Source organism: Luteibacter sp. PvP120, from assembly GCF_054055715.1.
The window spans coordinates 80,585-102,941 of record NZ_JBSRXP010000004.1 but is presented as its reverse complement, the minus strand read 5'-3'; the positions used below and the strand labels follow the sequence as shown (position 1 = coordinate 102,941).

The window sequence follows — 22,357 nt, the reverse complement described above, 5'->3', positions numbered from 1 at the left end:
TCATGAACGCGCTCGTCCATTCCAGCGACACCGTCGCGCAGACGAGCGCGTCGGGTCCGAACCTCGGCGACGCCGAGTTCACCTTCCTGCGCGAGTTCGTGCTGCAGCATTGCGGCATCTCCCTGGGCGAGCACAAGCGCCAGCTGGTCCAGGGGCGCCTGCTGCGGCGGCTGCGCACGCTGCAGCTCGACGGCTTTGCCGCCTATTGCGACCTCCTGCGCCGCGATCCGGATGGCGAGCTGGGCGAACTGGCCAGCTGCATCAGCACCAACGTCACCTCGTTCTTCCGCGAGATGCACCACTACGACATGCTGGTCGATGAACTCCTGCCGCGCTGGCTGGAGGAAAAACGCAACGGTGGCCGCCTGCGTATCTGGTCCGCCGGTTGCTCGACCGGTGAAGAACCCTATGCCATCGCGATGGTGCTGGCCGAGGCCATGGAGCGTACGGGTATCCAGATCGACGCGAAGATCCTCGCCACCGATCTGTCGCCCCAGGCGCTGGAATTCGGTCGCAAGGGCGTCTATCCGGTCGAGCGCCTGTCGGGCGTGAGCGACGCGAGGCGCAAGCGCTGGTTCCTGCGTGGCGAGGGCTCGTTCGACGGCTTTGCCCAGGTGCACCCGCGGTTACGCGAGCTGGTTACCATCCAGCCGCTGAACCTGCTCCACGACTGGCCCATGCAGGGCAAGTTCGACGCCATCTTCTGCCGCAACGTCGTCATCTATTTCGACAAGCCGACCAAGCAGCGCCTGTTCTCCCGTTACGCCGGCATGCTGGACAGCCGCGGCTACCTCTTCCTCGGTCACTCGGAATCCATGTACGGACTGTCCGAGGACTTCGACCTGATCGGTCGAACGGTCTACCGGAAACGCACATGAGCGACACCTTCGTTGCGCAGCCCAGGACGTTCGCCAATTTCGATCCCAAGGCGGTGCTGCCGGGGTTCGAACACATCCGGCGATTCTGGGATCCCGCGCAGGAAGTGGTCACGGTCAAGATCCTGCCCGGCGAGTACTACGTCAGCCGGCAGGAGGAGATGATCTCCACCGTGCTCGGTTCGTGCGTGTCGGCCTGCGTGCGGGATACCCGCCTGCGTATCGGCGGCATGAACCACTTCATGTTGCCCGAGCCGGCCGGCGAGCGCGACAGCTGGAGCTCCACGGTCGGTCGTGCCGCGCGTTACGGCAACGACGCCATGGAACAGCTGATCAACGCCATCCTCAAGGCCGGCGGTCGCCGTGACGACTTCGAGGTCAAGATCTTCGGCGGCGGCCGCGTGCTCGCCACCATGACCGACATCGGCCAGCGCAACATCGCCTTCGTGCAGCGCTACATCGCCACCGAGAAGCTGCGGCTCTGCGCGTCGGACGTCGGCGACATCTTCCCGCGCCAGGTGCAGTTCTTTCCGTTCAGCGGCAAGGTGCGCGTGCGCCAGTTGCGAGCCGCCCACGACAACAATCTTGCCGATCGCGAGAAACGATACCTCAAGCGATTGGCCGACGATCCGATAAAGGGAGAGGTGGAACTTTTCTGACGACGATAATCGTCAGGCCGTTCCACCCAGACATTCAGCGCCGTTCGGTTCCACCGACGGGGACGTCACGCCACCCGAGTTGCAAGCATCCATGCAGAAAGTTCGCGTTCTTATCGTCGACGACTCGGCCCTGGTACGTAAGGTGCTGTCGACCATGCTCGAGTCCGATCCGGGCATCGAAGTGGTCGGCACCGCCGCCGACCCCCTGATCGCCCGCGAGAAGATCAAGCAGCTCAACCCCGACGTGCTCACGCTCGACGTCGAGATGCCGCGCATGGACGGCCTGACGTTCCTCGAGAACCTCATGCGCCTGCGGCCGATGCCGGTGGTGATGGTCTCCACGCTGACCGAGAAGGGCGCGGAAGTCACACTGCGCGCACTCGAGCTGGGTGCCATCGACTTCTTCACCAAGCCGTCGGCCGACCTCGCCAATACCTTCATGGAACACGCGCCGGAGATCTGCGCCAAGGTTCGCCTCGCCGCGGGCGCCAAGCCGCGCGAGCGTTCCGAGGTCACCCGCCTGGACACGCCGCGGTACGACGTGCCGCGCATGGACGTGCCGCCCCGTCTGTCCGCCGACGCAGTGCTGCCGCGCGCACAGACGGCGGGCAGCCGCGGCGGTACCCGCATCATCGCCATCGGCGCCTCCACCGGCGGCACCGAGGCCATCCGCGTAGTGCTCGAGGCCATGCCGCCGACCGCCCCGCCGATCGTCATCACCCAGCACATCCCTGCGGCGTTCAGCGGTCCGTTCGCCGCACGCATGGATACCTGCTCCGCCATGCGCGTGTGCGAGGCCCGCGACGGCCAGCCCATCCAGGCCGGCCATGCCTACATCGCGCCGGGTGGGCAGCATCTGCTGGTGATGTGGGACGGCGCCAAGCATGTGTGTCGCCTGCACGACGGCCCGCCGGTCAACCGGCACAAGCCGTCGGTCGACGTGTTGTTCCGCTCCATGGCCGCCAGCGTCGGCGCGGCCACCGTTGCCGTACTGCTGACCGGCATGGGAGACGACGGCGCCCGCGGTCTGGGCGAACTGAAGGAAATCGGCGCGCCCACGCTGGTCCAGGACGAAGCGTCATCGGTCGTCTGGGGCATGCCGGGCGCCGCCTGGAAAGCCGGTGCCGCCAGCGAAATGCTGCCGCTGGACGCCATCGCCGCGCGCTTGCTCGCGCTTGCCCAAACCCCCGTTTCCGCCGTCGCCCGCGTCGGCACCTGAAGAACGAGACATCATCATGGTCATCCCGAAGAACGAACGCAGCATCGGCTTTATCGCCAGTGCCATCGCCCTGGTCATAGTCCTGGTGTTCCACGCTGCCTGGGTCGCCCCGGTCGTCGTGGCCCTGCTGACGGCTACCTGGATCGCCATCAGCCTGGTGCCGGCCCCGCTGCCGGAGGTCGAGGTGGTGCTCAACTCGCATGCCACCAGCGACGAGGCATCCGTACGCGAGGCGATGGAAGACGTGCGCAGCGCCATCGTCGACGAACTGGGCCACGCCAGCCGCGAACTGCACCAGGCGCTCGACCTGGTCCGCGACGCCGTGGCCGAGCTGGGCGGCGGCTTCAACGGCCTGTCGCACAAGACCGGCAAGCAGCAGAAGCTGCTGACGGAGATCATCGAAAGCGGTGGCCAGGGCATCTCGGTGCAGGATTTTGCCTCCCGCACCGCCGGCCTGCTCGAGCATTTCGTTGGCCTGATCGTCCAGCTGTCGCGCGAAAGCCTGCGCATCGTTTACCGCATCGACGGCATGGCGAAGGAAATGGACGCCGTGTTCGCGCTGCTGAAGAACGTCAACACGATCGCCGAAGAAACCAACCTGCTGGCGCTCAACGCCGCCATTGAAGCGGCGCGTGCGGGTGAATCCGGCCGCGGCTTCGCGGTGGTCGCGGGGGAAATCCGCAACCTCGCCCAGCACAGCAACCAGTTCAACGAGAAGATCGGCACCCACGTGGAGCGCTCGCGCACCGCCATGGAACAGCTGCGCGAACTGGTTGGCCACATGGCATCGCAGGACATGAACGTGGCGCTGTCGGCCAAGGGCGACATCGACCAGATGATGTCGACGATCACCGAGTCCAACCAGCGCACCAGCGCCGCGGCGGACGAGGCGGCCACGATCAACCGCGGTCTCGGCAACGACGTGTCCACCACCATCCGTTCGCTGCAGTTCGAGGACATCCTCAGCCAGCTGCTGCACCAGACGCGCTCGCGCCTGGTCGAGCTGCAGGAGATCACCGCCGACTGCACGCGCGACATCGAAGAACTCGCCTGCGCGCCGTCCGACCCGTCCGAGCTCGGTGGCCGCGCCCAGCGAGTGCGTGCCCGCCTTGCCGAGCAGCGTGAACGTGCCCGCCTGCGTGCCCGCGGCCCCGCCCTCCAGCAGTCGATGGCTGCCGGCGACATCGACCTGTTCTGAGGAAGACACCCATGTCCATCAACGTTCACAACGATGCCGAGCACGGCTGCCTCACCCTCCATCTGGGCGATCGCTTCGACTTCTCGATCCATCGCGCCTTCCACGATGCCTGCCTGGGCGACGTGCTGGCCGCGCGCAGCTACGTGCTCGACCTGGAGCAGGTGACCAGCATGGACAGCTCCGCGCTGGGCATGCTGATGCTGCTGCGCGAGCATGCCGGCGGCGATCGTGCGGAGATCCGTATCGTGAATGCCGGGGCGGATTTGCGGAATACGTTGCGTATTGCGGGGTTCGATAAGTTGTTCACCGTGCATTGAGCGGTTTTTTCAGGTTTTGAAACACGCCCCGGTATCGGGGCGTTTTTTTTGGGCTGGTGGGGGGTAGGGCGGGCTCGGCTGCGCCATCGCGTTGGGTGGCTCGGCTTTGCCATCGCACTGCCCGGCTCGGCTACGCCATCGCGTGCGGTTGTAGGAGCCGACGATGTCGGCGAACCCTTGCCATTCATTGGGCAAGCGAAGCCTTGCGCCTGTCAAAGCCGGCTTCGTTTTTCGCTCGGAAACGCCAACACGTATGTGATGCATGGCCTCTTTCGCCATAGCCACGTTTAGGGTTCGCGCACGTGCGTGCGCTCCTACAACGACGTCAGGGAAATGACGTGGATTTTTTGGCGTTTTGATTAGCTTGCGCGAATTCGTCGTTTTGCTCGATCCAGCGCGTCAGCGGCTTGACGCAGCTACACAAATGGCCGAATCGGCTTGGAATATGCGCGTTTATTGGCCAAATTTGCGTAATACGGCACAGGCGCGCGGCGTTTCATGAATCACCGGGTGTGACGTGGGTCACAGTCGATGTTCCGCTCCCACATGTCGGGAGCAGTGTCCAAAATGCCATGCGTTCGGAGGGGTGAATCATGAGCGAGCAGAAATTCAGCAAGGTTCTCACACGTACCGTCCTCGTCAGTTGCCTGCTCGCAGGCGCCGTGTCGATGACGGCCTGCAGTGGTCATGGCTCCACCCGCTCCGGCAGCAAGACGGGCACCAGCGTGAGCCCCGGTACGGCCGGCGGTCCCAGCGGCAGCGGTAGCGATGGCTCGGGAAGCGGTGGCTCCGGAAGCGGCGGTACGGGGAGCGGCGGCTCGGACACGGCGGGCGGACCGTCGGGTACGGGAAGCACCGGTGGAACGGGAACGGGCGGCACCGGCGGCGACAGCACGGCCGGTGGCCCCAGTGGCACGGGTAACGGCGGAACCGGCGGCGGCACCGGTGGTACCGGCGGTGGCACGGGCGGTACCGGCGGCACCGGCGGTGGTACGGGAGGTAGCGGCGGCACGGGAGGCACCGGCAGTGGCACCGGCGGCGACGGTGGCACGGGCGGTGGTACGGGCGGCGGCACCGGCCCGACGACCGCGGCAGCCAGCACGGCCGTCGGATCGCTGGCGACGGGAGCGGGCGGCATCATCGCGGCGATCGGCAGCACGGTGACCGGCGTCGGTGCGCAGTTGCCGACGACCACGGTGCTGGGCGGTACGGCGGGCCTGACCGATGCGCTGAGTTCGGCGGTGCAGGGCGTGGGTGGCGCGGTGACGACGCTCGGCAATGCGACCAGCGGCGGCCTGGGCCAGATCGGCAACATCGCCGATCCGGTCGGTACGACGACGGACAGCCTCGGCAACGTGGTGACGCAGGTGGGCGGTGCAGTGAACAACCTGGGCGACGGTGTCGCGACGGTGGGTGCGGGTACGCCGATCATGCCGATCACCCAGGCCGTGGGCAGTGTCGTGGGCTATACGGGCTCTGGCGTGGGGCAGGTGGGGTCGACGCTCGGCAGCGCACTGGATTCCGCCTCGGGCAACACGTTGACGCAGGCCGTGAGCAACGTTCTCACGCCGGTGGTCAGCGCGCTGGGCGACAGCGCCTCGCCGATCAACTCGGGCAACCTGGTCGCGGCGGTCGGCTCGGCAAGCGGCAGTCTGGTCAGCGGTGCTAGCGCGGGCGTGTCGTCGCTGGGTAGCAACATTGCCGCGGTGCAGGGACCGGGCGCGACGTCGGGCCTGACCGCAACTGCCGGCGTGGCGGTGCAGAACGTGGCATCGACATTGGCGCCGGTGGGCGCGGGCCTTTCCAACGGCCTGGGCAAGGCTGGCGTCGGCGGTGGCGATACCGTCGGTACCACGCTCGCTGGAGCTACCGCGGCCGTCACCGGTGCGGGCAACACGGTATCCGGCCTGGGTACTGGCGCGCTCGCACCGCTGGCTCCGGTGACCTCGGCGCTCGGCACCACGGTGTCCAGTGTCGGCAACGGCGCCACGGCGGCCGTCTCGAACGGTGGCGCGCTGTCGGGCGCTACCGCTGCGGTCAGCACCGTGGTCAACACCGTGGCCGCGGCCACGGGTAGCGTCTCGGGCGCCACGTCAGGTGGCGGCTCGACCGGTGCGGCTCCGGCCGGCCTGGGCGCTGCGCTGACCGGCGTGACCAACACGGTAAGCGGTACCGTCGGCGGACTGGTGGGAGGCCTCACGGGTGGCGCATTGAATGCGAACGAAGGCTCCAAGCTCGGCGTGAAGATCGGCCTCGGCGGCGGTACCCGCTGATCCCATCGTGATGTCGAAGACGGGCGGCGCTCCGGCGTCGCCCGTCCACCTGTTCCGTTTCCGGTCCGATGGGCCCAGGGGAGTGTCCATGAATCGATGGTTCGGCTTCCTTATCGGTATGGCCGTTGTGTGTTCCGCGCAGGGGCAGGTGCGTGCGCCTGCCAATCCGCTGCAAACCCTTCCCCGTACCGAGGCGCCCAGGCAGGCGCCGGTCAAGGTGAACGTCGAAGCGCCCAGCCAGGCTGTCGAGGCGTTGCTCGCCCGTCACCTGACGCCCACCCGTTTCGATGTGACGGGCGTGAAATCCATCCCGTTCGACAAGGTGGCCGCCGAGTTCGCGCCGATGCGCGGCAAGGACACCACGGTTCGCGACCTGATCGCCGCCGCCGACCGCGTCACGGCGATGTACAAACAAGCCGGCTACGCGCTGTCGTTCGCGTTCGTGCCCAACCAGAACTTCTCCGGCGGCGTGGTACGTGTGGCCATCGTGGAAGGCTATGTGTCCGAGGTGCGCGTCACCGGCGATGCCGGCAACATGGAGTCGCGCATCCGCGCCATCGCGGCGCACGTGGTCGGCGAGCGGCCGCTGCGGCAGGACACCTTCGAGCGTTACACCCAGTTGCTCGGCCAGTTGCCCGGGCTGACCATCGGCGCGAACGTGCCACCGCCCACCACGACCGACGGTGCAACCCGCCTGGAACTGAGCGCGAAGCGGCAGCGCTACGACGTCAGCTACGGCATGGACCTCAACCACCCCGGTGCGCAGGGCGTGTTCACGCTGCTGGAAAACGGTGCCACGCCGCTGAGCGAGCAAGTGAGCCTGTCCACGCTGTTTCCGAACGGCGGCGGCCAGCGCCTGTACGTGCTCGGGTACATGCAGCCGTTCGGCTCGCAAGGCTGGCAGGGCAAGGTGGACGCGACCCGCTATTGGGGTACGCCCGACACCGACAACCAGCTGCCGGCGTACCTGGACCACCGGCTCACCCAGGACCGGCTCGCCCTTTCGGCCGTCTATCCGCTGGTGCTGACCAACAGCAAGCGCCTGAACCTGACGATGGGGATCTATGCCTCCAAGCAGGATGATCGCTACCGCAATACGCTCAACGGCGCGATGGTGGCATTGCAATCGAGCGTTCGCGTGCTGAACGCCGAGTTGTCGTGGTTGCAGGTAGGCACGCAACGCACGCAGCAGTTCAGCGCCGCGGTGTTCCACGGCTTCGCGGGCATGGGTGCGTATTCCCGCGCGGTCAGCAACACCGGTCCGCTGGCCATTGCCACGCCCGATGTCAGCTTTACACGCTACACGACCAGCATGACCTGGGCCGAACAGTGGAAGCACCGCTTCGGCACGGTATTCCGGGCGACCGGGCAATACAGCGACAACGCCTTGCCATCCACCGAGCAGATCAACTTCGGCGGACCGAGCTACGCCTATGCATACGATCCCGGCGACGCCGCGGGTGACAGTGGCTGGGCCGCCTCGGCGGAAGTAAACCGCAGCTTCGTCATCGGCAGCCGATGGGTCAAATCCGTGGTGCCGTACGTCGTGTACCAGAGTGCTCATGTTTACCTCAACGGCGCGCGTCCCCTGATCGACAAGCTGGACTCGGCGGCGGTCGGGGTGAGGGTGTCGGACAACCGGCACTATTCGGTGGATTTCGCGCTGGCCCGCCCCACGGGCGACCGGCCGCCGGAAAGTAACGATCGCGATACGCGGTGGAACCTGACCTTCAGCTACAAGCTGATGTAGCCGCGGTTCCGTTCACACACCGGGTGGCACACCGACCCGGTGTTCACAAGCACGGCGGCACGATCCTTCCACGCCACCTGCCCGGAAGCCGCCCCATGCCCCTCTCGTTGACGCCGCCGCCCATCCTTTTCGACGAATCGCTCGAGCAAGTCGCACCCGATGAGGCGGAGACCGCCGAACAGCTTATCGAGACGCTGACCCGCATCAACGAGACGACGCTGGAGCACGAGAAACACGCTTACCGTTCCGTGCATGCGAAGAGCCACGGCCTGCTTACCGGTGAACTGGTGGTGCCGGACGGACTGCCGTCTGAACTCGCGCAGGGCATTTTCTCGAAGCCCGGGCGCTATCCGGTGGTGATGCGCCTGTCGACCGTGCCGGGCGACATCCTCGACGACAGCGTGTCGACGCCGCGCGGCATGTCGATCAAGATCATCGGCGTGGAAGGCGACCGTCTGCCCGGCAGCGAAGGCGATGCCACGCAGGACTTCGTCATGGTCAACGGCCCGACATTCGGCGCGCCCACGGCGAAGAAGTTCGCCGGCACGCTCAAGCTGGTGGCCGCCACCACCGACCGGGCGGAAGGGGCGAAGAAAGTCATTTCCGCCGTGTTTCGCGGCACCGAGCGCCTGATCGAGGCGTTCGGCGGCAAGAGTTCCACGCTGCTGGCCCTGGGTGGCCAGCCCGAGACCAACCCGCTGGGCGATACGTACTACAGCCAGGCGCCGATCCGTTTTGGCGACTACGTGGTCAAGGTGTCCGTGGCCCCGCATTCGCCGAACCTCACCGCGCTCACCGATGCCGAACTGAACGTCAACGGCAAGCCCGACGGCCTGCGTGACGCGATGGTCGAGCATTTCGCGCGCGAGGGTGGCGAGTGGGATGTCCGCGTGCAGTTCTGCACCGATAGCGAGAGCATGCCGATCGAGGACGCATCGGTGGCCTGGTCGGAAGAGAAAAGCCCGTACATCGACGTGGCCCGCATCGTGTTGCAGCCGCAGTCCGCATGGGATGAAGCGCGCAAGCAGGCGATCGACGATGGGCTGTCCTTCAGCCCCTGGCACGGCGTGGCGGCGCACCGCCCGCTGGGTTCGGTGATGCGCGCGCGACGCGTGGCCTACAGCGTGATGGCGAAGTTCCGCGCTCACCATAACGGTCTTGCGATCAGCGAGCCGAGGTCCCTGGACGACCTCAAGCTCTGACGCCTTACCAGCCCATGTAGTGACCGCCGTTGATGGCGAGATTGGAGCCGGTGATCCAGCCGGAATCCTCCGAGGTCAGGAAGGCCACCGCATGGGCGATTTCCTCTGGCCGCCCCAGGCGTCCGACCGGAATCTGGGCGACGATCTTCGCGCGGATGTCTTCAGGCACCGCCATCACCATGTCCGTACCCACATAGCCGGGTGACACGGTGTTGACCGTGATGCCGAAGCGCGCGTTCTCCTGGGCCAGCGAAATCGTGAAGCCGTGCATCCCCGCCTTGGCGGCGGCGTAGTTGGCCTGACCGTACTGGCCCTTCTGCCCGTTGATCGAACTGATCTGCACGATGCGACCCCACTGACGCAGGCGCATGCCCTCGATGACGGGCCGGGTGACGTTGAAGCAGGCATTGAGGTTGGTGTTCACCACCTCGGTCCACTGCTGGTAGTCCATCTTGTGGAAGGTGGTGTCGCGGGTAATGCCGGCGTTGTTGATGAGGATTTCCACCGGGCCGGCCAGGGCTTCCACCTCGCGGACCATGGCTTCGGCCGCGTTGGGGTCGGCCACGTCCCCCGGCACCATCACCACGTCGATGCCGTCGCGGATCATGTCCTCGCGCCAGGCGGTTGCGCGGGCCTCGTCGCGGTAGTTGGTGGCCACCCGGTGTCCCTGCCGGGCCAGGTAGCGCACCAGCGCCGTACCGATGCCGCCGGTGCCCCCGGTGACCAGCGCCGTGCGTTGCGTGATGCCCTGCTTCATGTCTGACCGTATCCGTGGGTGATCCGCTGCGCGGTAAGCCGACTTTTATAGCGTCGGCGTGTGGGTAAGACTACTGCGGCGAAGCGACGCAGGGTCGAAGACCGCCAGGGCATCGTGCAGGAAGCGCTCCGGGCGGGTGGCCGCAGAGTGGGACGGCACGCCCAGCTGCGCCAGCGCAAGGCGAAGGGCAGGCAGCGGATCGGCCGGGTCCACCGGCCACGACGCGGCCGATTTGGACAGCTTGCGCCCCTCCGCGTCGCACACCAGGGGCAGGTGCAGGTAACCGGGCGACGGCAGGCCGAGCCGGCGCTGGAGGTAGTGCTGGCGGGCGGTGGACTCGAGCAGGTCGGCACCGCGCACGACGTGGGTGATGCCTTGCCCGGCATCGTCCACCACGCAGGCTAGCTGGTAGGACCACAGTCCCTCCACCCGGCGGATGACGAAGTCGCCTGCCGTCGCACGGAGGTTTTCCGTTTGCGGGCCCTGCAGGTCGTCGGTCCAGGCGATGTCGATGTCCGGCGTGCGCAGCCGCCACGCCGCGGGACGCGAGGGGTCGGGCGGTGCCACACAGCGGCCATCGCGGTGCACGCCGCCGTAGGGCGCCAGATCGGCGCGGCTGCAGCTACAGGGGAAGAGGTCGCCCTGGTCCCGCAACTGTGCGAAGGCCGCGGCGTACAGGGTGCCCCGATCGGACTGGAACACCGGCGGCTCATCCGCGACCAGGCCGAACGCGTGCAGCGTCGAAAGGATGTCCGCCGCCGCACCGGGCACCTCGCGTGGCGGGTCGATGTCCTCCATGCGCACCAGCCAGTCGCCCCCGTGGTGCCGCGCGACCAGCCAGCTGCCGACCGCCGTCACCAGCGAGCCCAGGTGCAGCGCGCCGGTGGGGGAGGGGGCGAAGCGTCCCCGATAGCGGGAAGGAGGCGGTAGTGCCACGGGTTGAGTCGTTTCTCAGGGCGTACGGGACGCGATCGATCCAGTGTAGGCGATGGCGCCGGGCGGCGAGCCGCGCCGCGCCGAGTCCGGGCCGGAGGCGTGGGCCCCAGGCATTGAATCGTTCAGCGTCCGCCCCGAAAACTTGCCGTGCGCGGCGCCTTCCAGCCAGCCGCCCAGAGAGAGAAGACCATGTTCAAACGTATCGCCCTCTTCATCGCGACCAACCTCGCGGTCATCCTGCTGCTCACCTGCGTCACCCACGTGCTGGGTATCGACCAGTGGGCCGCCCAGCGCGGCATGGGCATCGGCGGCCTGATCGTCTTCGCCTCCATCTTCGGCATGGGCGGCGCCTTCGTCTCGCTGGCCATCTCCAAGTGGATGGCCAAGATGACCACCGGGGCCAAGGTCATCACCCAGCCGGCCAACGAGACCGAGCGCTGGCTGGTCGACACCGTGCGCGGCCATGCGGAGAAGGCCGGCATCGGCATGCCCGAGGTGGCCATCTACGACGCCCCGGAAATGAATGCGTTCGCCACGGGCATGAGCCGCAACAACGCCCTGGTCGCCGTCAGCAGCGGCTTGCTCCAGCAGATGGACCGCGAGCAGGTCTCGGCCGTGCTGGGCCATGAGATCGGGCATGTGGCCAACGGCGACATGGTCACGCTGACCCTGATCCAGGGCGTGCTCAATACCCTGGTGATCGTCCTGGCGCGCGTGGTGGGCCGCGTGGTCGACAGCTGGATGAGCGGCGGCCGCGAGCGTGACGGCGAGGGCGGCATCGGCTATTTCGTGGTGGTGATGGTGTTGCAGATCGTGTTCGGCCTGTTCGCCTCCATGATCGTCATGTGGTTCTCCCGCTGGCGCGAGTTCCGGGCCGACGCCGCGGGCGCCAGCCTGGCCGGCCGCACCTCGATGATCTCGGCCCTGCAGCGCCTGTCGGCCAACCACGGCGACACCTCGTTGCCGCAGACCATCCAGGCTTTCGGCATCTCCGGGCACCTCGCCTCGGGCTTCAAGCGCCTGTTCATGAGCCATCCGCCCATCGAGGAACGCATCGCCGCCCTGCAGAAGGGGCGGTGACCCACCTTTTTTCCTCACGGGGGCGCCCCCATAATCCGCTGCCTGTCCACCCATGAAGGAACGGCATCGTGAGCCAGGAAACCCGTAAGTTCGAAGCCGAGGTCGCCCAGGTCCTGCATCTGGTCACCCACTCCCTCTACTCGCACAAGGAAATCTTCCTGCGCGAGCTGATCTCCAACGCCTCCGACGCATGCGACAAGCTGCGTTTCGAGGCGCTGGCGGACCCCCAGCTGGCCGCCGACGATGCGGACCTGCGCATCCAGATCACCTGGGACCCGGATGCCCGCACCATCAGCGTCCGCGACAACGGCATCGGCATGAGCCGTGACGAGGTGGTCGCCAACATCGGCACCATCGCCAGCTCCGGCACGCGCCGCTACCTCGAGGCCATGTCGGGCGAGCAGAAGGCCGACGCCCGCCTGATCGGCCAGTTCGGCGTGGGCTTCTATTCCGCGTTCGTCGTGGCCGACAAGGTCACCGTCATCACCCGCCGCGCCGGCGCGCCGGATGTGGAAGGCGTGCGCTGGGAAAGCGACGGCAAGGGCGAATACCTGCTGGAGGACACCAGCGTCGCCGAGCGCGGCACCACCGTGGTGCTGCACCTGAAGGCCGACGAAGACGAATTCCTCAAGGCGTGGCAGCTGCGCTCGCTCGTCACCAAATATTCCGACCACGTGGCCTTCCCCATCCGCATGCCGGTGGAGAAGGACGGCAAGCCCGACCCGACCGAGTGGACCACGATCAATTCGGCGTCCGCGCTGTGGTCGCGTCCGAAGAGTGAGCTGACCGACGAGGAGTACCAGGGCTTCTACAAGGCACTGGGCCACGACTTCAACGACGCCCTGGCCTGGACGCACAACCGCGTCGAAGGCAGCCAGAGCTTCACCACGCTGCTGTATGTGCCCGAGCAACCGCCGTTCGACCTGATGATGGGCGGCCGCGAAGAGCGCAAGGGCCTGAAGCTGTACATCAAGCGCGTCTTCATCATGGATGCCGCGGAAGAACTGCTGCCGAACTACCTGCGCTTCGTGCGTGGCGTGGTCGATGCGGACGACCTGCCTTTGAACGTCAGCCGCGAGATCCTGCAGCAGAACCGCCAGCTCGAGCGCATCAAGGGCGCCTGCACGAAGCGCGTGCTGGACCTGCTGGAAAAGGTGGCGCGCGATGAGCCGGAGAAGTTCGCCACGTTCCTGGCCGGCTTCGGCAACACGCTCAAGGAAGGCATCGTCGAAGACACCGCCAACCGCGACCGCATCGCCAAGCTGCTGCGCTTCGCCTCGACCAAGGGTGAGGGCGCGGCCAAGACGGTGTCGTTCGACGACTACATCAACCGCATGTCGGTCGGCCAGGACACGATCTGGTACGTCACCGCCGACAGCTACGCGGCCGCCGCCGGCAGCCCCCAGTTGGAAGCGTTGAGGGCCAAGGACATCGAAGTGCTGTTGATGTTCGACCGCGTCGACGAGTGGATGCTGGGCTACCTGACCGAGTACGAAGGCAAGCGCCTGCGCAACGTGGCCAAGGGCGAGTTCCCGCTGGACGAGGCCGACAAGGCGAAGCAGGAAGCCGCCACCGAAGCCGCCGCCCCGCTGATCGAGCGCGCCAAGGCTCTGCTCGGCGATCGCGTCGGCGACGTCCGCATCTCGGCGCGCCTCACCGACTCGCCGTCGTGCCTGGCGCTGGCCGATTTCGACCTCGCCCCGCACCTGGCCCGCCTGCTGCGCGAAGCCGGCCAGGACGTGCCGGAGTCCAAGGCCGTGCTCGAACTCAACCCCGAGCATCCGCTGGTGAAGCGCCTGGCCGCCGAAACCGACGACGGCAAGGCCGGCGACCTCGCCGGGCTGCTGCTGGAGCAGGCCGAGATCACCGCCGGCGCGCAGCTGTCCGACCCCGCCGCCTTCGTGCAGCGGATGAACCGCGTGCTGCTGGCGTAAAGCTCACGGTGTCGCACCGCACCCGGTGCGACACCGTCCGTCTGCCCCGCAACACCCGCCCGTCGTAGGAGCGCACGATGTGCGCGACATGTTTTGAGGCCGAACCCATGACCTGGCGCGCCAGCTCGATGGGTACCGCGAAACCATGTCGCGCACATCGTGCGCTCCTACATGCCGCGCGGCGCAACAGGCGACGATGTTATCGTCCAACCCCATGTCCGCCTTGCTCATTCTCTTCGTCTGCCTCGCGCTCGGCATCCTCTGCCGGCGTTTCGCCAGCCTGCCCGAGGGCATCGTCCCGGGCATCAACTGGTGGGTGCTCAACGTGGCGCTACCGGCGCTGGTGCTGGCGCTCGTCCCGCAGGTCACCGTCGATGCCCACCTGTGGTTCCCGGTCGCGGGTATGTACATCACCTTCTTCGGCGCCTGGGGTCTGTTCGCGCTGTTGGGCAAACTCCTGCACTGGACGCCGCAACGGATCGGTTGCCTGACCCTCGTGGGTGGCTTCGGCAATACCTCGTTCATGGGCTACCCGCTGATGGAGGCGCTGCATGGCAAGCCGGGCTTGTCCATCGCGGTGATCGCCGACCAGCTCGGGTGCTTTCCGCTGCTGGCGGCGGGCGGCATCGTCGTGGCGTCGCTGTATTCGGGCAAGGGCACCCGCGCCACGGCCATCGTGCGGCGCGTGCTGACCTTCCCGGCATTCCTGGCGCTGCTGGTGGGCGTGCTGGTGGGCATGGCCGGGGGCTGGCCTTCCGCCTGCGAGAAGGTGCTGCTACAGATCGGCCAGACCCTGACGCCGCTGGCGCTGTTCTCCGTGGGTCTGCAGTTCCGTCTGCAGATGCGCAGGGAAGAAACCCTTCCCCTGCTGGCCGGACTGGGCTGGAAACTGCTATTGGCGCCGTTGGCCGTGCTGGCGTTGGGCCTCGCCACCGGCGTGGGCGGGCTGATCCTCACCGTCGGAGTGCTGCAGTCGGCGATGGCGCCGATGATCTCGGCGGCCATCCTCGCCGACCAGCACGGCCTGGAGCCGCGGCTGGCGAACACGGTGTTGGGCGCGGGGATCGTGCTCTCGCTGATGACGTTGCCGCTCGGCAACCTGCTGCTGCCAGCCGCGTGAGCGCTTGGTTTTGCCCCGGCGCGTCCGCACACTCAGCCCATGACCGATCAGACCAGTAGTTCCGGGGTTCGCGCTGACGTATGGCTGTGGGCAGCCCGCTTCTTCAAGACCCGCAGCCTGGCCAAGCAGGCCATCGAGGGCGGCAAGGTGGTGCTCAACGACGCTCCGTGCAAGCCGGCCAGGCCCGTGGTGGCCGGCGACACGCTGCGGATAACCCGCGGCGACGAGCGCCTGGTCTGTCTCGTGGTGGCGTTGTCCGCCAAGCGCGGCCCGGCGCCGGAGGCGCGCAAGCTCTACACCGAGACCGAAGAGAGCATCGCCGAGCGCGAGCGGTTGCGTGAGGACAAACGGCTGACGGGCGGTGCGCTGTTGCGTCCGGATTCGCGGCCGGACAAGCGTTCGCGGCGACTGATCCAGGACCTGAAGAAAACCCTCTGAGGTCCGAAAAAAACCGCCCCCGCATCCCATGTCCCGGGCTGCTGACTCGGGGATGGGGCGGGGGCGTCACGGAGTCGGAAGATGGAGAGTCGTAAGACCCCGTGAAATCGACAACGCCACTATAGGCAGCGCAGTTCCCGAGGGGAATTCGATTATTTAAATCGACCCGATAGGGTGACTCAATGGTTCAGCGCAGCATTTTTCGCAGCTTGTAGAGCTGGTCCAGGGCCGCACGCGGCGTCAGGTCGTCGGGATCCATCGCGCGCAGCGCTTCCTCCACCGGCGAGGGCAACGGCGGGGCGAACAACCCCATCTGCGGCGCGGCGGCCGGCGGTGTCGCCACGGCGGCCGTTACTTCGTGCCCCTGTTCCAAGGCAGCCAGATAACGCCGGGCATCGGCGATCACCGCCTTGGGCAAGCCGGCCAGCGCCGCGACCTGCAAGCCGAAGCTGCGATTGGCTGGGCCATCCTTCACTGTGTGCATGAAGACCAGCTGCTCGCCGTATTCGACGGCGTCCAGGTGGACGTTGGCGATGGTGGGGTAATCGCCGGCCAGTTCGGTCAGCTCGAAATAATGCGTGGCGAACAAGGTGTACGCACAGCTCGTCGCCGCGAGATGGACGGCCGCGGCGCGGGCCAGCGACAGTCCGTCGTACGTGCTGGTGCCACGGCCCACCTCGTCCATGAGAACGAGGCTGCACTGGGTCGCGTTGTGCAGGATGTTTGCGGTCTCGCTCATCTCCACCATGAAGGTGGACTGCCCTCGCGACAGGTCGTCGCCGGCGCCGATGCGGGTGAAGATGCGATCGATCGGCCCGATGGTGGCGGCGGAGGCCGGCACGTAGCTGCCGACATGGGCGAGCAGCACGATCAGGGCGTTCTGCCGCATATAGGTGGACTTACCGCCCATGTTGGGGCCGGTGATGACGAGCATGCGCCGCGCGGCGTCCAGCGCCAGGTCGTTCGGCTCGAACGGTTCGTCACGCACCTTCTCCACCACGGGATGGCGGCCGCGTTCGATGTGGATGCCGGGCACATCGGTGAGTACGGGTGCGGCCCAGTCGAGGGCTTCCGCTCGGTCGGCCAGGTCGGCCAGCACGTCCAGTTCGGCCATCGCCGCGGCGGCGATCTTCAGCTCGCCCAGGCGTTCGGTCAGCTTGTCCAGCAACAGTTCGTACAGCGCGCGCTCGCGCATCAGCGAGCGTTCCTTCGCCGACAGCACCTTGTCCTCGAACTGCTTCAGTTCCTCGGTGATGTAGCGCTCGGCATTCTTCGTGGTCTGCCGCCGGGTGTAGTGCGTCGGTGCCTTCTCGGAGTGCGCGCGCGAAATCTCGATGTAATAGCCATGCACGCGGTTGTAGCCGACCTTGAGCGTCGGGATACCGCTGGCGGCTTTCTCGCGTTCCTCCATGTCGACCAGGAACTGGTCCGCGTTGGTCGACAACTGGCGCAGTTCGTCCAGCTCCTCGTCGTAGCCTTCGGCGAGCACGCCGCCGTCGCGCAGCAGCACCGGCGGCTGCGCAATCACCGCGCGCATCAGCAGATCGGCCGTGTCGGCATGGTCGCCGATGCGTTCCACCAGGTCGTGCAGGAGCGGGCTGTCCAGACCAGCGATATCGTCGCGCAGCGCCGGTGCGGCGGCCAGGCCGTCGCGCAGCGTCGAGAGATCACGCGGCCGCGCGGAACGGAGCGCAACGCGCGCGAGGATGCGTTCCAGGTCGCCGATGCCGCGCAGGCGTTCGCGCAGCGTGGCGTGCCGGCGCGTATCGATCAGGCTGCCGATGGCCTGGTGGCGGCCACGCAGCACGCCGCGATCGCGCAGCGGGCGATTGAGCCAGCGGCGCAGCAGGCGCGCACCCATGGGCGTCACCGTCTCGTCGAGCACACCGAGCAGGGTGTTTTCCACGCGGCCGCTCTGGTGCGTGTCGATCTCCAGGTTGCGTCGTGTCGCCGCGTCCATGGCGATTGTCTCGCCGGCGTTTTCCACGGCCATGCCGGTGAGATGGGGCAGGGCGGCCTTCTGGGTTTCCTCTACGTAGCCCAGCAGGCAGCCGGCCGCGGCGACCGCCATCGGCATGCCGTCCACACCGAAGCCGCGCAGGTCGCGCGTACGGAAGAAGCGGCAGAGTTCTCGCGTGGCGGCATCGCCGTCGAAGTGCCACGGCTGTCGCTTGCGCAGGCCGGGCAGGGAGGCGACCAGCTTGGGCCAGGCCACGTCTTCGCCGACCAGGGTCTCGGCGGGTTGCAGGCGGGCCAGCTCGGCGGCGAGGCCCTCGGCGCCCGTCACCTCGGTCAGCAGAAAGCGGCCCGTGGACAGGTCCACCCAGGCCAGTCCGTAACCGGTCTGGCCGGCGGCGATGGACAGCAGCAGGTTGTCGCGACGCTCTTCCATCAGCGCGGCATCGGTCACCGTGCCCGGTGTGACGATGCGCACCACCTCGCGCTTCACCGGGCCCTTCGACAGGGCCGGATCGCCGATCTGCTCGCACAGCGCCACCGACTCGCCCAGCTTCACCAGACGGGCCAGGTAGTTCTCGACGGCGTGATAGGGCACGCCGGCCATGGGAATGGGCGCGCCGGCCGACTGGCCGCGCTGGGTCAGGGTGATGTCGAGCAGTCGCGCCGCCTTGCGGGCGTCGTCGTAGAACAGCTCGTAGAAGTCGCCCATCCGGAAGAACAGCAGGATATCCGGGTGTTCGGCCTTGGCCGCCAGGTACTGGCGCATGAAGGGCGTGTGGCCCGCCAAATGGTCGTCGTGTGCTAAAGCCATGATTTACCTGGACATGATGCCTTGTGGCACGCCGCCCGTGGCGCGCCGGTCGACCATGATACCGCCCCGGCGGCGGGCGAAGCCCGGCGCTTTTCCCTGGCTCGGGCGCGCTCATGCCTCTCGAACCCAGACAACACCAGGATCTGGCGACCTCGAGTTCTGGCCTAGTCGTTGGTGGAACCTAGCGATACAAGGCATTCGTCTCGACGCGATCGAAGCGCAGGATCATCGACGCGGCTCACCGCCGATCGGGTCAGAGCAACCCACTGCGCGGCAGCGGCCGATAGCGGCTCGATGTCCCGATCTGCGCAGTACCACGCCGTGCCCGGCAGGTCCGGATGATTAGCGAGAAGTCTCAGGACGCCTGTGGGATTCGGCAGCAGTGCATGGCTGATCGCGGAATCTATCGATTCCGTGCGCCCGGCATCGGTGACTGGGCGAAGTGCTGCCACGGCTTCAAGCCAGTCGGCTTTCCCTGATTCAGCCTGATTGAAAGCAACTGACCACTCGGTTTCGGACATCGACTGTGCGACCCGGGAGGCGCCTCCGCGGCGCACCGTGTCGAGAAGCTCCTGGCCTGATCGCTCAGCGCACTGCGATGGGGCAGTGCATTGGGTGAATTGTGCGCAAAGCCTTGCCGAGATGTCGGATAGATGCCCGGTCTGAGCCGAGATTTCCAGATCGCCAGCGTTAGCGCAGGTAGCCCCTGCCGATACACCAGCGCAGTGTTTTGCTTCTGCGGCATCCATCGTTGCTTGGGTTGGCTTGTCCAGCGTCATCTTGTAGGCGTCCAGAGCATCGCGAAGGTCGGCTGGCGACAGACGTTCCAGATGCGACGCCGGGCACTGCCGTGACAGTTCAGAGGTGGGCATGGTGCCCTGAGGCTCGGCGAAGGCGAGCGAAACATGCGGCAGTAGTGCGACCAACAAAACAGTTCTGAGACGAAACGTCATCGTATGCTTCCCCGCGGCCGAGGCCGGACATGGGCCGACGCCGGCCGATAGACGGAGGTTCGCTCGCCAGCAAAGCATTACAGGGCAAAAGTAGTGAATATTCTCTTTTTAAACGTGGAAGATTGCGGGCAAATAGGTCCGTGAGTGACATGGCGAGACGGTGTCACAGACTATCGCCCTTGAAAGTCCCGGCGCCGCGATCAGCGCGCTAAGGTGGGTCACCAGCCTCTTGCGAAGGTCGGCACCCGCGTCTATTAACTCAGGTCGTGCAGGTCTTTGCTCTGCGCAACCCCGACCGAAAAATGACGAAACGTCACCCGCAGGCCTTCGCCCTGCGGCGAGCAACACATCGGCCCGATCGAAAGTCCATCCTCCGCGGGAAAGGGACATAGCCGAAGCAGTGGCCAGCGATGGCCATCGGTCGAATATTGCACACGTAGCACGCCGTCCTTCAGCGTCATCCGTACCCAGAAACCGCCGGATGTTTCGGGCATGCGACAGGTCGCCCAGTCGGATTGCCCTTGGGTCAGCACACTGCCGATCATCCGTTCGCCGTCGCTGAACTCCACGCCGGCCTTGCACCATATCTCGGGGCTCGCCCGGAGCATAAGGCCGGCCTGTTCGTAGAGATGCTGGAAGTCCGCTTCGACGAAGACCTGTGCGGTGAAGTGGGCGGATACCGGGACGGCGAGTACATGACCGGAGTCGTGCACGAAACCGTAGTAGGTATGGCGCCAGAAATCGCCCTCCGGACCTGTGGTGACGTGCAGGATGCCGTCGGCGATGTTCCAGTGCGGCGGTTCGTTGAGCCAGGTTCCTTGTTCCAGCATGTTTTGTCTCCGGTCTTCGATGGTCGAAAGAGGCTAGCTCAATCGAGGGCGTGTGGGATTTCAGGAGACGTCTCGTAAGGGATCGCTGTTGATTTACAAATGAGAAACGTTATTGTTTCCGACCCGTGGCCGTATGACCCAGGCCGAGTTTGGCAATCGACGCCTGATCCATCGCATCGGAACTATTTTTTTGTAACAGCCCTAAAGCTTTCGGCAGGACGGCCGACAACATCGCGGATCGCCTATACAGGGGGCGGTCCCGTCATGGAGAAGCCGCGCTCGCGCGGGCTTCCCGCACATTCGGACGTGTGGAGTGGACAGCATGGGTTTTCAGGGGGCGCGCCGGTGGCGTGCCATGGGTCGGACGCTGCTGGTCAGTAGCGCCGTCCTGATAGCGGGGGTGGCGCTTGGGCAGACCACCCTCGACAAGCAGGAACAACTGCGTCGTGCGCAGCGGTTGGACCAGAAAGAGACCGAACGTCAGGAAGAACCGTTCCTGCCATTGCCGCCGAGGGCCGTCGAGCGGCTCGATGCGCCGTTGCCGAAGGAAACGCCGTGCTTTACCTTGCGGGCGCTCCGTCTGGAAGGCGATCGGGCCAACGAGTTCGGCTGGGCACAGCGTTACCTGGACCGGTTCGTCGGCCAGTGCGTGGGGCGGGCCGGGCTCGAGGCGTTGCAGCGACGTCTTTCCAATGAGCTGATCGCCCGGGGTTTCGTCACCACGCGTGTCGGCGTGCCGGCGCAGGACATCGCGCAGGGTAGTCTGCGCATGCTGCTGGTGCCGGGCACGATCCGGCGCATCCGTTTCGCCGAAGGCTCGCCGACGCTGGACTGGCGCACCGCATTTCCCCTGCGCGAGGGCGACCTGCTCAACCTACATGCCATCGAGCAGGGGCTCGAGCAACTCAAGCGTGTGCCGTCGCAGGACGTGACCATGGATATCGCGCCGGGCGGGGAGGTCGGCGAGTCCGACGTGGTGCTTACCGTGCATACCACGCGGCGATGGCATGTCGTCCTCGACGCTGGCGACGCCGGGTTGAAAGGCACCGGACGGTACCAGGGCAACCTCAATATGTCCCTGGACAACCCGCTGGGCTGGAACGATCTGTTCTCGATCGGCGCGGGCCACGCACTGGCCACGCACGCGGACGGCGGGAGCACCTTCAGCGAGAACGCGACCTACAGCGTGCCGCTGGGCTGGTGGACATTCAGCGGCTCGGTGTCCACGTATCGCTACCGGCAATGGATCGAAGGCTTCCAGAGGCGGTTCCGATCCACCGGCACGTCCACGTCCGGCGACGTGACCATCCAGCGCCTGCTCACACGCGGCACCTCGAGCAAGACCTCGGTCGAGGCACGCGTGGCGACGCGTAGCGCACACAGTTATATCCAGGGCGTGGAAGTGGGGATCCAGCGGCAGCGCGTGGCGAGCGCCGAGCTGGCCCTGGTGCATCGCCATTACCTGGGCCACGCGCAGCTCGACGCGCGCCTGGGCTACCAGCGCGGCACGCCGTGGTTCGGCAGCCAGTGGAACGCCTACGATCCCGCGATCGGCTTCCCGACCAACCGCTACGGGCTGACCACGCTGGACATCTCGCTAAGCCAGCCGTTGCAGTTCGGCATGCAGGCGGCGATCTGGGACAGCAGCCTGCGCCTGCAGAACTCGACGGATCACCTGCCGGCCGCGGAACTGCTGACCATCGGCGGCCGTTACTCGGTACGTGGTTTCGATGGCGAGCAGACGCTCGCCGGCGAGCGCGGCGGCTACCTGCGTAACACGCTGACCTTCCCCATGGGGAACCTCGCTCCGTATATCGGTGCGGACATCGGCCGGATCTCCGGACCCGGCTCGCAGGCCAGCCACAAGCAGTTGGCAGGCGCCGTGATCGGCATGCGCGGCAGTTACCTCGGCCTGAGTTGGGACCTCTTCGCGGGACGGCGCCTCCATGCGCCACGTGGTTTCGATACCGAGCAGCCGGCGACCGGCTTCCAGCTGATCTACCAGTTCTGATTTGCCAGACGACGCCGCCGAGCGGCGATCCAGGG

Annotated in this window: 18 protein-coding genes; 13 read left to right on the top strand and 5 right to left on the bottom strand. The window is 66.6% G+C overall.

Translation table 11 applies throughout. The features are described 5' to 3' along the window. Positions 1–2 precede the first annotated feature (2 nt). The 8 genes from ACVKN3_RS09885 (at position 3) to ACVKN3_RS09850 (ending at position 9,493) form a co-directional block, all read left to right on the top strand. Complete coding sequence (locus ACVKN3_RS09885) at positions 3–878, top strand: CheR family methyltransferase (protein ID WP_036140513.1); 876 nt, start codon at positions 3–5, stop codon at positions 876–878. Further along, on the top strand, positions 875–1,534 hold the full coding sequence (gene cheD / locus ACVKN3_RS09880) for a chemoreceptor glutamine deamidase CheD (protein ID WP_036140514.1): 660 nt from the start codon (positions 875–877) through the stop codon (positions 1,532–1,534). Before ACVKN3_RS09885 ends, cheD begins: the two co-directional genes overlap by 4 nt. A gap of 91 nt (positions 1,535–1,625) precedes the next feature. Further along, positions 1,626–2,753: a protein-glutamate methylesterase/protein-glutamine glutaminase gene (locus ACVKN3_RS09875; protein ID WP_285401928.1), complete on the top strand. Its 1,128-nt coding sequence runs from the start codon at positions 1,626–1,628 to the stop codon at positions 2,751–2,753. Positions 2,754–2,769: 16 nt separating this feature from the next. Next, the gene (locus ACVKN3_RS09870; protein WP_285401929.1) at positions 2,770–3,951 is read left to right on the top strand and encodes a methyl-accepting chemotaxis protein; all 1,182 of its coding nucleotides are present in this window, start codon (positions 2,770–2,772) and stop codon (positions 3,949–3,951) included. A gap of 11 nt (positions 3,952–3,962) precedes the next feature. Next, on the top strand, positions 3,963–4,268 hold the full coding sequence (locus ACVKN3_RS09865) for an STAS domain-containing protein (protein WP_036140518.1): 306 nt from the start codon (positions 3,963–3,965) through the stop codon (positions 4,266–4,268). Between the two features lie 593 nt (positions 4,269–4,861). Continuing rightward, the gene (locus ACVKN3_RS09860) at positions 4,862–6,541 is read left to right on the top strand and encodes a collagen-like triple helix repeat-containing protein (RefSeq protein ID WP_354515041.1); all 1,680 of its coding nucleotides are present in this window, start codon (positions 4,862–4,864) and stop codon (positions 6,539–6,541) included. Between the two features lie 88 nt (positions 6,542–6,629). After that, positions 6,630–8,291, top strand: coding sequence for a ShlB/FhaC/HecB family hemolysin secretion/activation protein (locus ACVKN3_RS09855; RefSeq protein WP_354515039.1), 1,662 nt, complete (start codon positions 6,630–6,632; stop codon positions 8,289–8,291). A gap of 95 nt (positions 8,292–8,386) precedes the next feature. Continuing rightward, the gene (locus ACVKN3_RS09850; RefSeq protein ID WP_185754302.1) at positions 8,387–9,493 is read left to right on the top strand and encodes a catalase family protein; all 1,107 of its coding nucleotides are present in this window, start codon (positions 8,387–8,389) and stop codon (positions 9,491–9,493) included. Between the two features lie 4 nt (positions 9,494–9,497). On the opposite strand, the gene phbB is transcribed toward ACVKN3_RS09850, so the two are convergent. Together phbB and gluQRS are read right to left on the bottom strand one after the other, a co-directional pair. Then, on the bottom strand, positions 9,498–10,238 hold the full coding sequence (gene phbB, locus ACVKN3_RS09845) for an acetoacetyl-CoA reductase (protein ID WP_036144051.1): 741 nt from the start codon (positions 10,236–10,238) through the stop codon (positions 9,498–9,500). Positions 10,239–10,295: 57 nt separating this feature from the next. Beyond that, a complete protein-coding gene (gene gluQRS, locus ACVKN3_RS09840; RefSeq protein WP_354515037.1) occupies positions 10,296–11,186 on the bottom strand; it encodes a tRNA glutamyl-Q(34) synthetase GluQRS in 891 nt (296 codons plus the stop codon). 189 nt (positions 11,187–11,375) lie between these two features. Here gluQRS and htpX point away from each other — a divergent pair, with 189 nt between their 5' ends. The 4 genes from htpX to ACVKN3_RS09820 all read left to right on the top strand — a co-directional run bounded on the left by htpX (position 11,376) and on the right by ACVKN3_RS09820 (position 15,758). Beyond that, a complete protein-coding gene (gene htpX / locus ACVKN3_RS09835) occupies positions 11,376–12,266 on the top strand; it encodes a protease HtpX (protein WP_036140522.1) in 891 nt (296 codons plus the stop codon). Positions 12,267–12,334: 68 nt separating this feature from the next. Continuing rightward, complete coding sequence (gene htpG, locus ACVKN3_RS09830) at positions 12,335–14,200, top strand: molecular chaperone HtpG (protein ID WP_456991659.1); 1,866 nt, start codon at positions 12,335–12,337, stop codon at positions 14,198–14,200. Positions 14,201–14,414: 214 nt separating this feature from the next. Next, positions 14,415–15,320, top strand: a complete 906-nt coding sequence (locus ACVKN3_RS09825; protein WP_354515035.1) for an AEC family transporter — start codon at positions 14,415–14,417, stop codon at positions 15,318–15,320. A 39-nt stretch (positions 15,321–15,359) separates the two neighbouring features. Then, the gene (locus ACVKN3_RS09820) at positions 15,360–15,758 is read left to right on the top strand and encodes an RNA-binding S4 domain-containing protein (protein ID WP_354515033.1); all 399 of its coding nucleotides are present in this window, start codon (positions 15,360–15,362) and stop codon (positions 15,756–15,758) included. A 187-nt stretch (positions 15,759–15,945) separates the two neighbouring features. On the opposite strand, the gene mutS is transcribed toward ACVKN3_RS09820, so the two are convergent. The 3 genes from mutS to ACVKN3_RS09805 form a co-directional block, all read right to left on the bottom strand. Beyond that, the gene (mutS, locus tag ACVKN3_RS09815) at positions 15,946–18,528 is read right to left on the bottom strand and encodes a DNA mismatch repair protein MutS (RefSeq protein WP_354515031.1); all 2,583 of its coding nucleotides are present in this window, start codon (positions 18,526–18,528) and stop codon (positions 15,946–15,948) included. Between the two features lie 164 nt (positions 18,529–18,692). Then, positions 18,693–19,481, bottom strand: a complete 789-nt coding sequence (locus ACVKN3_RS09810) for a hypothetical protein (RefSeq protein WP_354515029.1) — start codon at positions 19,479–19,481, stop codon at positions 18,693–18,695. A 254-nt stretch (positions 19,482–19,735) separates the two neighbouring features. Continuing rightward, the gene (locus ACVKN3_RS09805) at positions 19,736–20,311 is read right to left on the bottom strand and encodes a DUF1349 domain-containing protein (protein ID WP_354515027.1); all 576 of its coding nucleotides are present in this window, start codon (positions 20,309–20,311) and stop codon (positions 19,736–19,738) included. A 355-nt stretch (positions 20,312–20,666) separates the two neighbouring features. Between ACVKN3_RS09805 and ACVKN3_RS09800 the strand changes: the two genes are divergently transcribed. After that, positions 20,667–22,322 (top strand): ShlB/FhaC/HecB family hemolysin secretion/activation protein, encoded by a 1,656-nt coding sequence (locus ACVKN3_RS09800; protein ID WP_354515025.1) that lies wholly within the window; start codon positions 20,667–20,669, stop codon positions 22,320–22,322. The last annotated feature ends 35 nt before the right edge of the window (positions 22,323–22,357 follow it).

What these genes read in the sequence shown, in the direction of transcription:
- ACVKN3_RS09885 (WP_036140513.1), top strand. Translation starts at nt 3, where the DNA reads ATGAACGCGCTCGTCCATTCCAGCGACACCGTCGCGCAGACGAGCGCG.
- cheD (WP_036140514.1), top strand. Translation starts at nt 875, where the DNA reads ATGAGCGACACCTTCGTTGCGCAGCCCAGGACGTTCGCCAATTTCGAT.
- ACVKN3_RS09875 (WP_285401928.1), top strand. Translation starts at nt 1,626, where the DNA reads ATGCAGAAAGTTCGCGTTCTTATCGTCGACGACTCGGCCCTGGTACGT.
- ACVKN3_RS09870 (WP_285401929.1), top strand. Translation starts at nt 2,770, where the DNA reads ATGGTCATCCCGAAGAACGAACGCAGCATCGGCTTTATCGCCAGTGCC.
- ACVKN3_RS09865 (WP_036140518.1), top strand. Translation starts at nt 3,963, where the DNA reads ATGTCCATCAACGTTCACAACGATGCCGAGCACGGCTGCCTCACCCTC.
- ACVKN3_RS09860 (WP_354515041.1), top strand. Translation starts at nt 4,862, where the DNA reads ATGAGCGAGCAGAAATTCAGCAAGGTTCTCACACGTACCGTCCTCGTC.
- ACVKN3_RS09855 (WP_354515039.1), top strand. Translation starts at nt 6,630, where the DNA reads ATGAATCGATGGTTCGGCTTCCTTATCGGTATGGCCGTTGTGTGTTCC.
- ACVKN3_RS09850 (WP_185754302.1), top strand. Translation starts at nt 8,387, where the DNA reads ATGCCCCTCTCGTTGACGCCGCCGCCCATCCTTTTCGACGAATCGCTC.
- htpX (WP_036140522.1), top strand. Translation starts at nt 11,376, where the DNA reads ATGTTCAAACGTATCGCCCTCTTCATCGCGACCAACCTCGCGGTCATC.
- ACVKN3_RS09825 (WP_354515035.1), top strand. Translation starts at nt 14,415, where the DNA reads ATGTCCGCCTTGCTCATTCTCTTCGTCTGCCTCGCGCTCGGCATCCTC.
- ACVKN3_RS09820 (WP_354515033.1), top strand. Translation starts at nt 15,360, where the DNA reads ATGACCGATCAGACCAGTAGTTCCGGGGTTCGCGCTGACGTATGGCTG.
- mutS (WP_354515031.1), bottom strand. Translation starts at nt 18,528, where the DNA reads ATGGCTTTAGCACACGACGACCATTTGGCGGGCCACACGCCCTTCATG.
- ACVKN3_RS09810 (WP_354515029.1), bottom strand. Translation starts at nt 19,481, where the DNA reads ATGACGTTTCGTCTCAGAACTGTTTTGTTGGTCGCACTACTGCCGCAT.
- ACVKN3_RS09805 (WP_354515027.1), bottom strand. Translation starts at nt 20,311, where the DNA reads ATGCTGGAACAAGGAACCTGGCTCAACGAACCGCCGCACTGGAACATC.
- ACVKN3_RS09800 (WP_354515025.1), top strand. Translation starts at nt 20,667, where the DNA reads ATGGGTCGGACGCTGCTGGTCAGTAGCGCCGTCCTGATAGCGGGGGTG.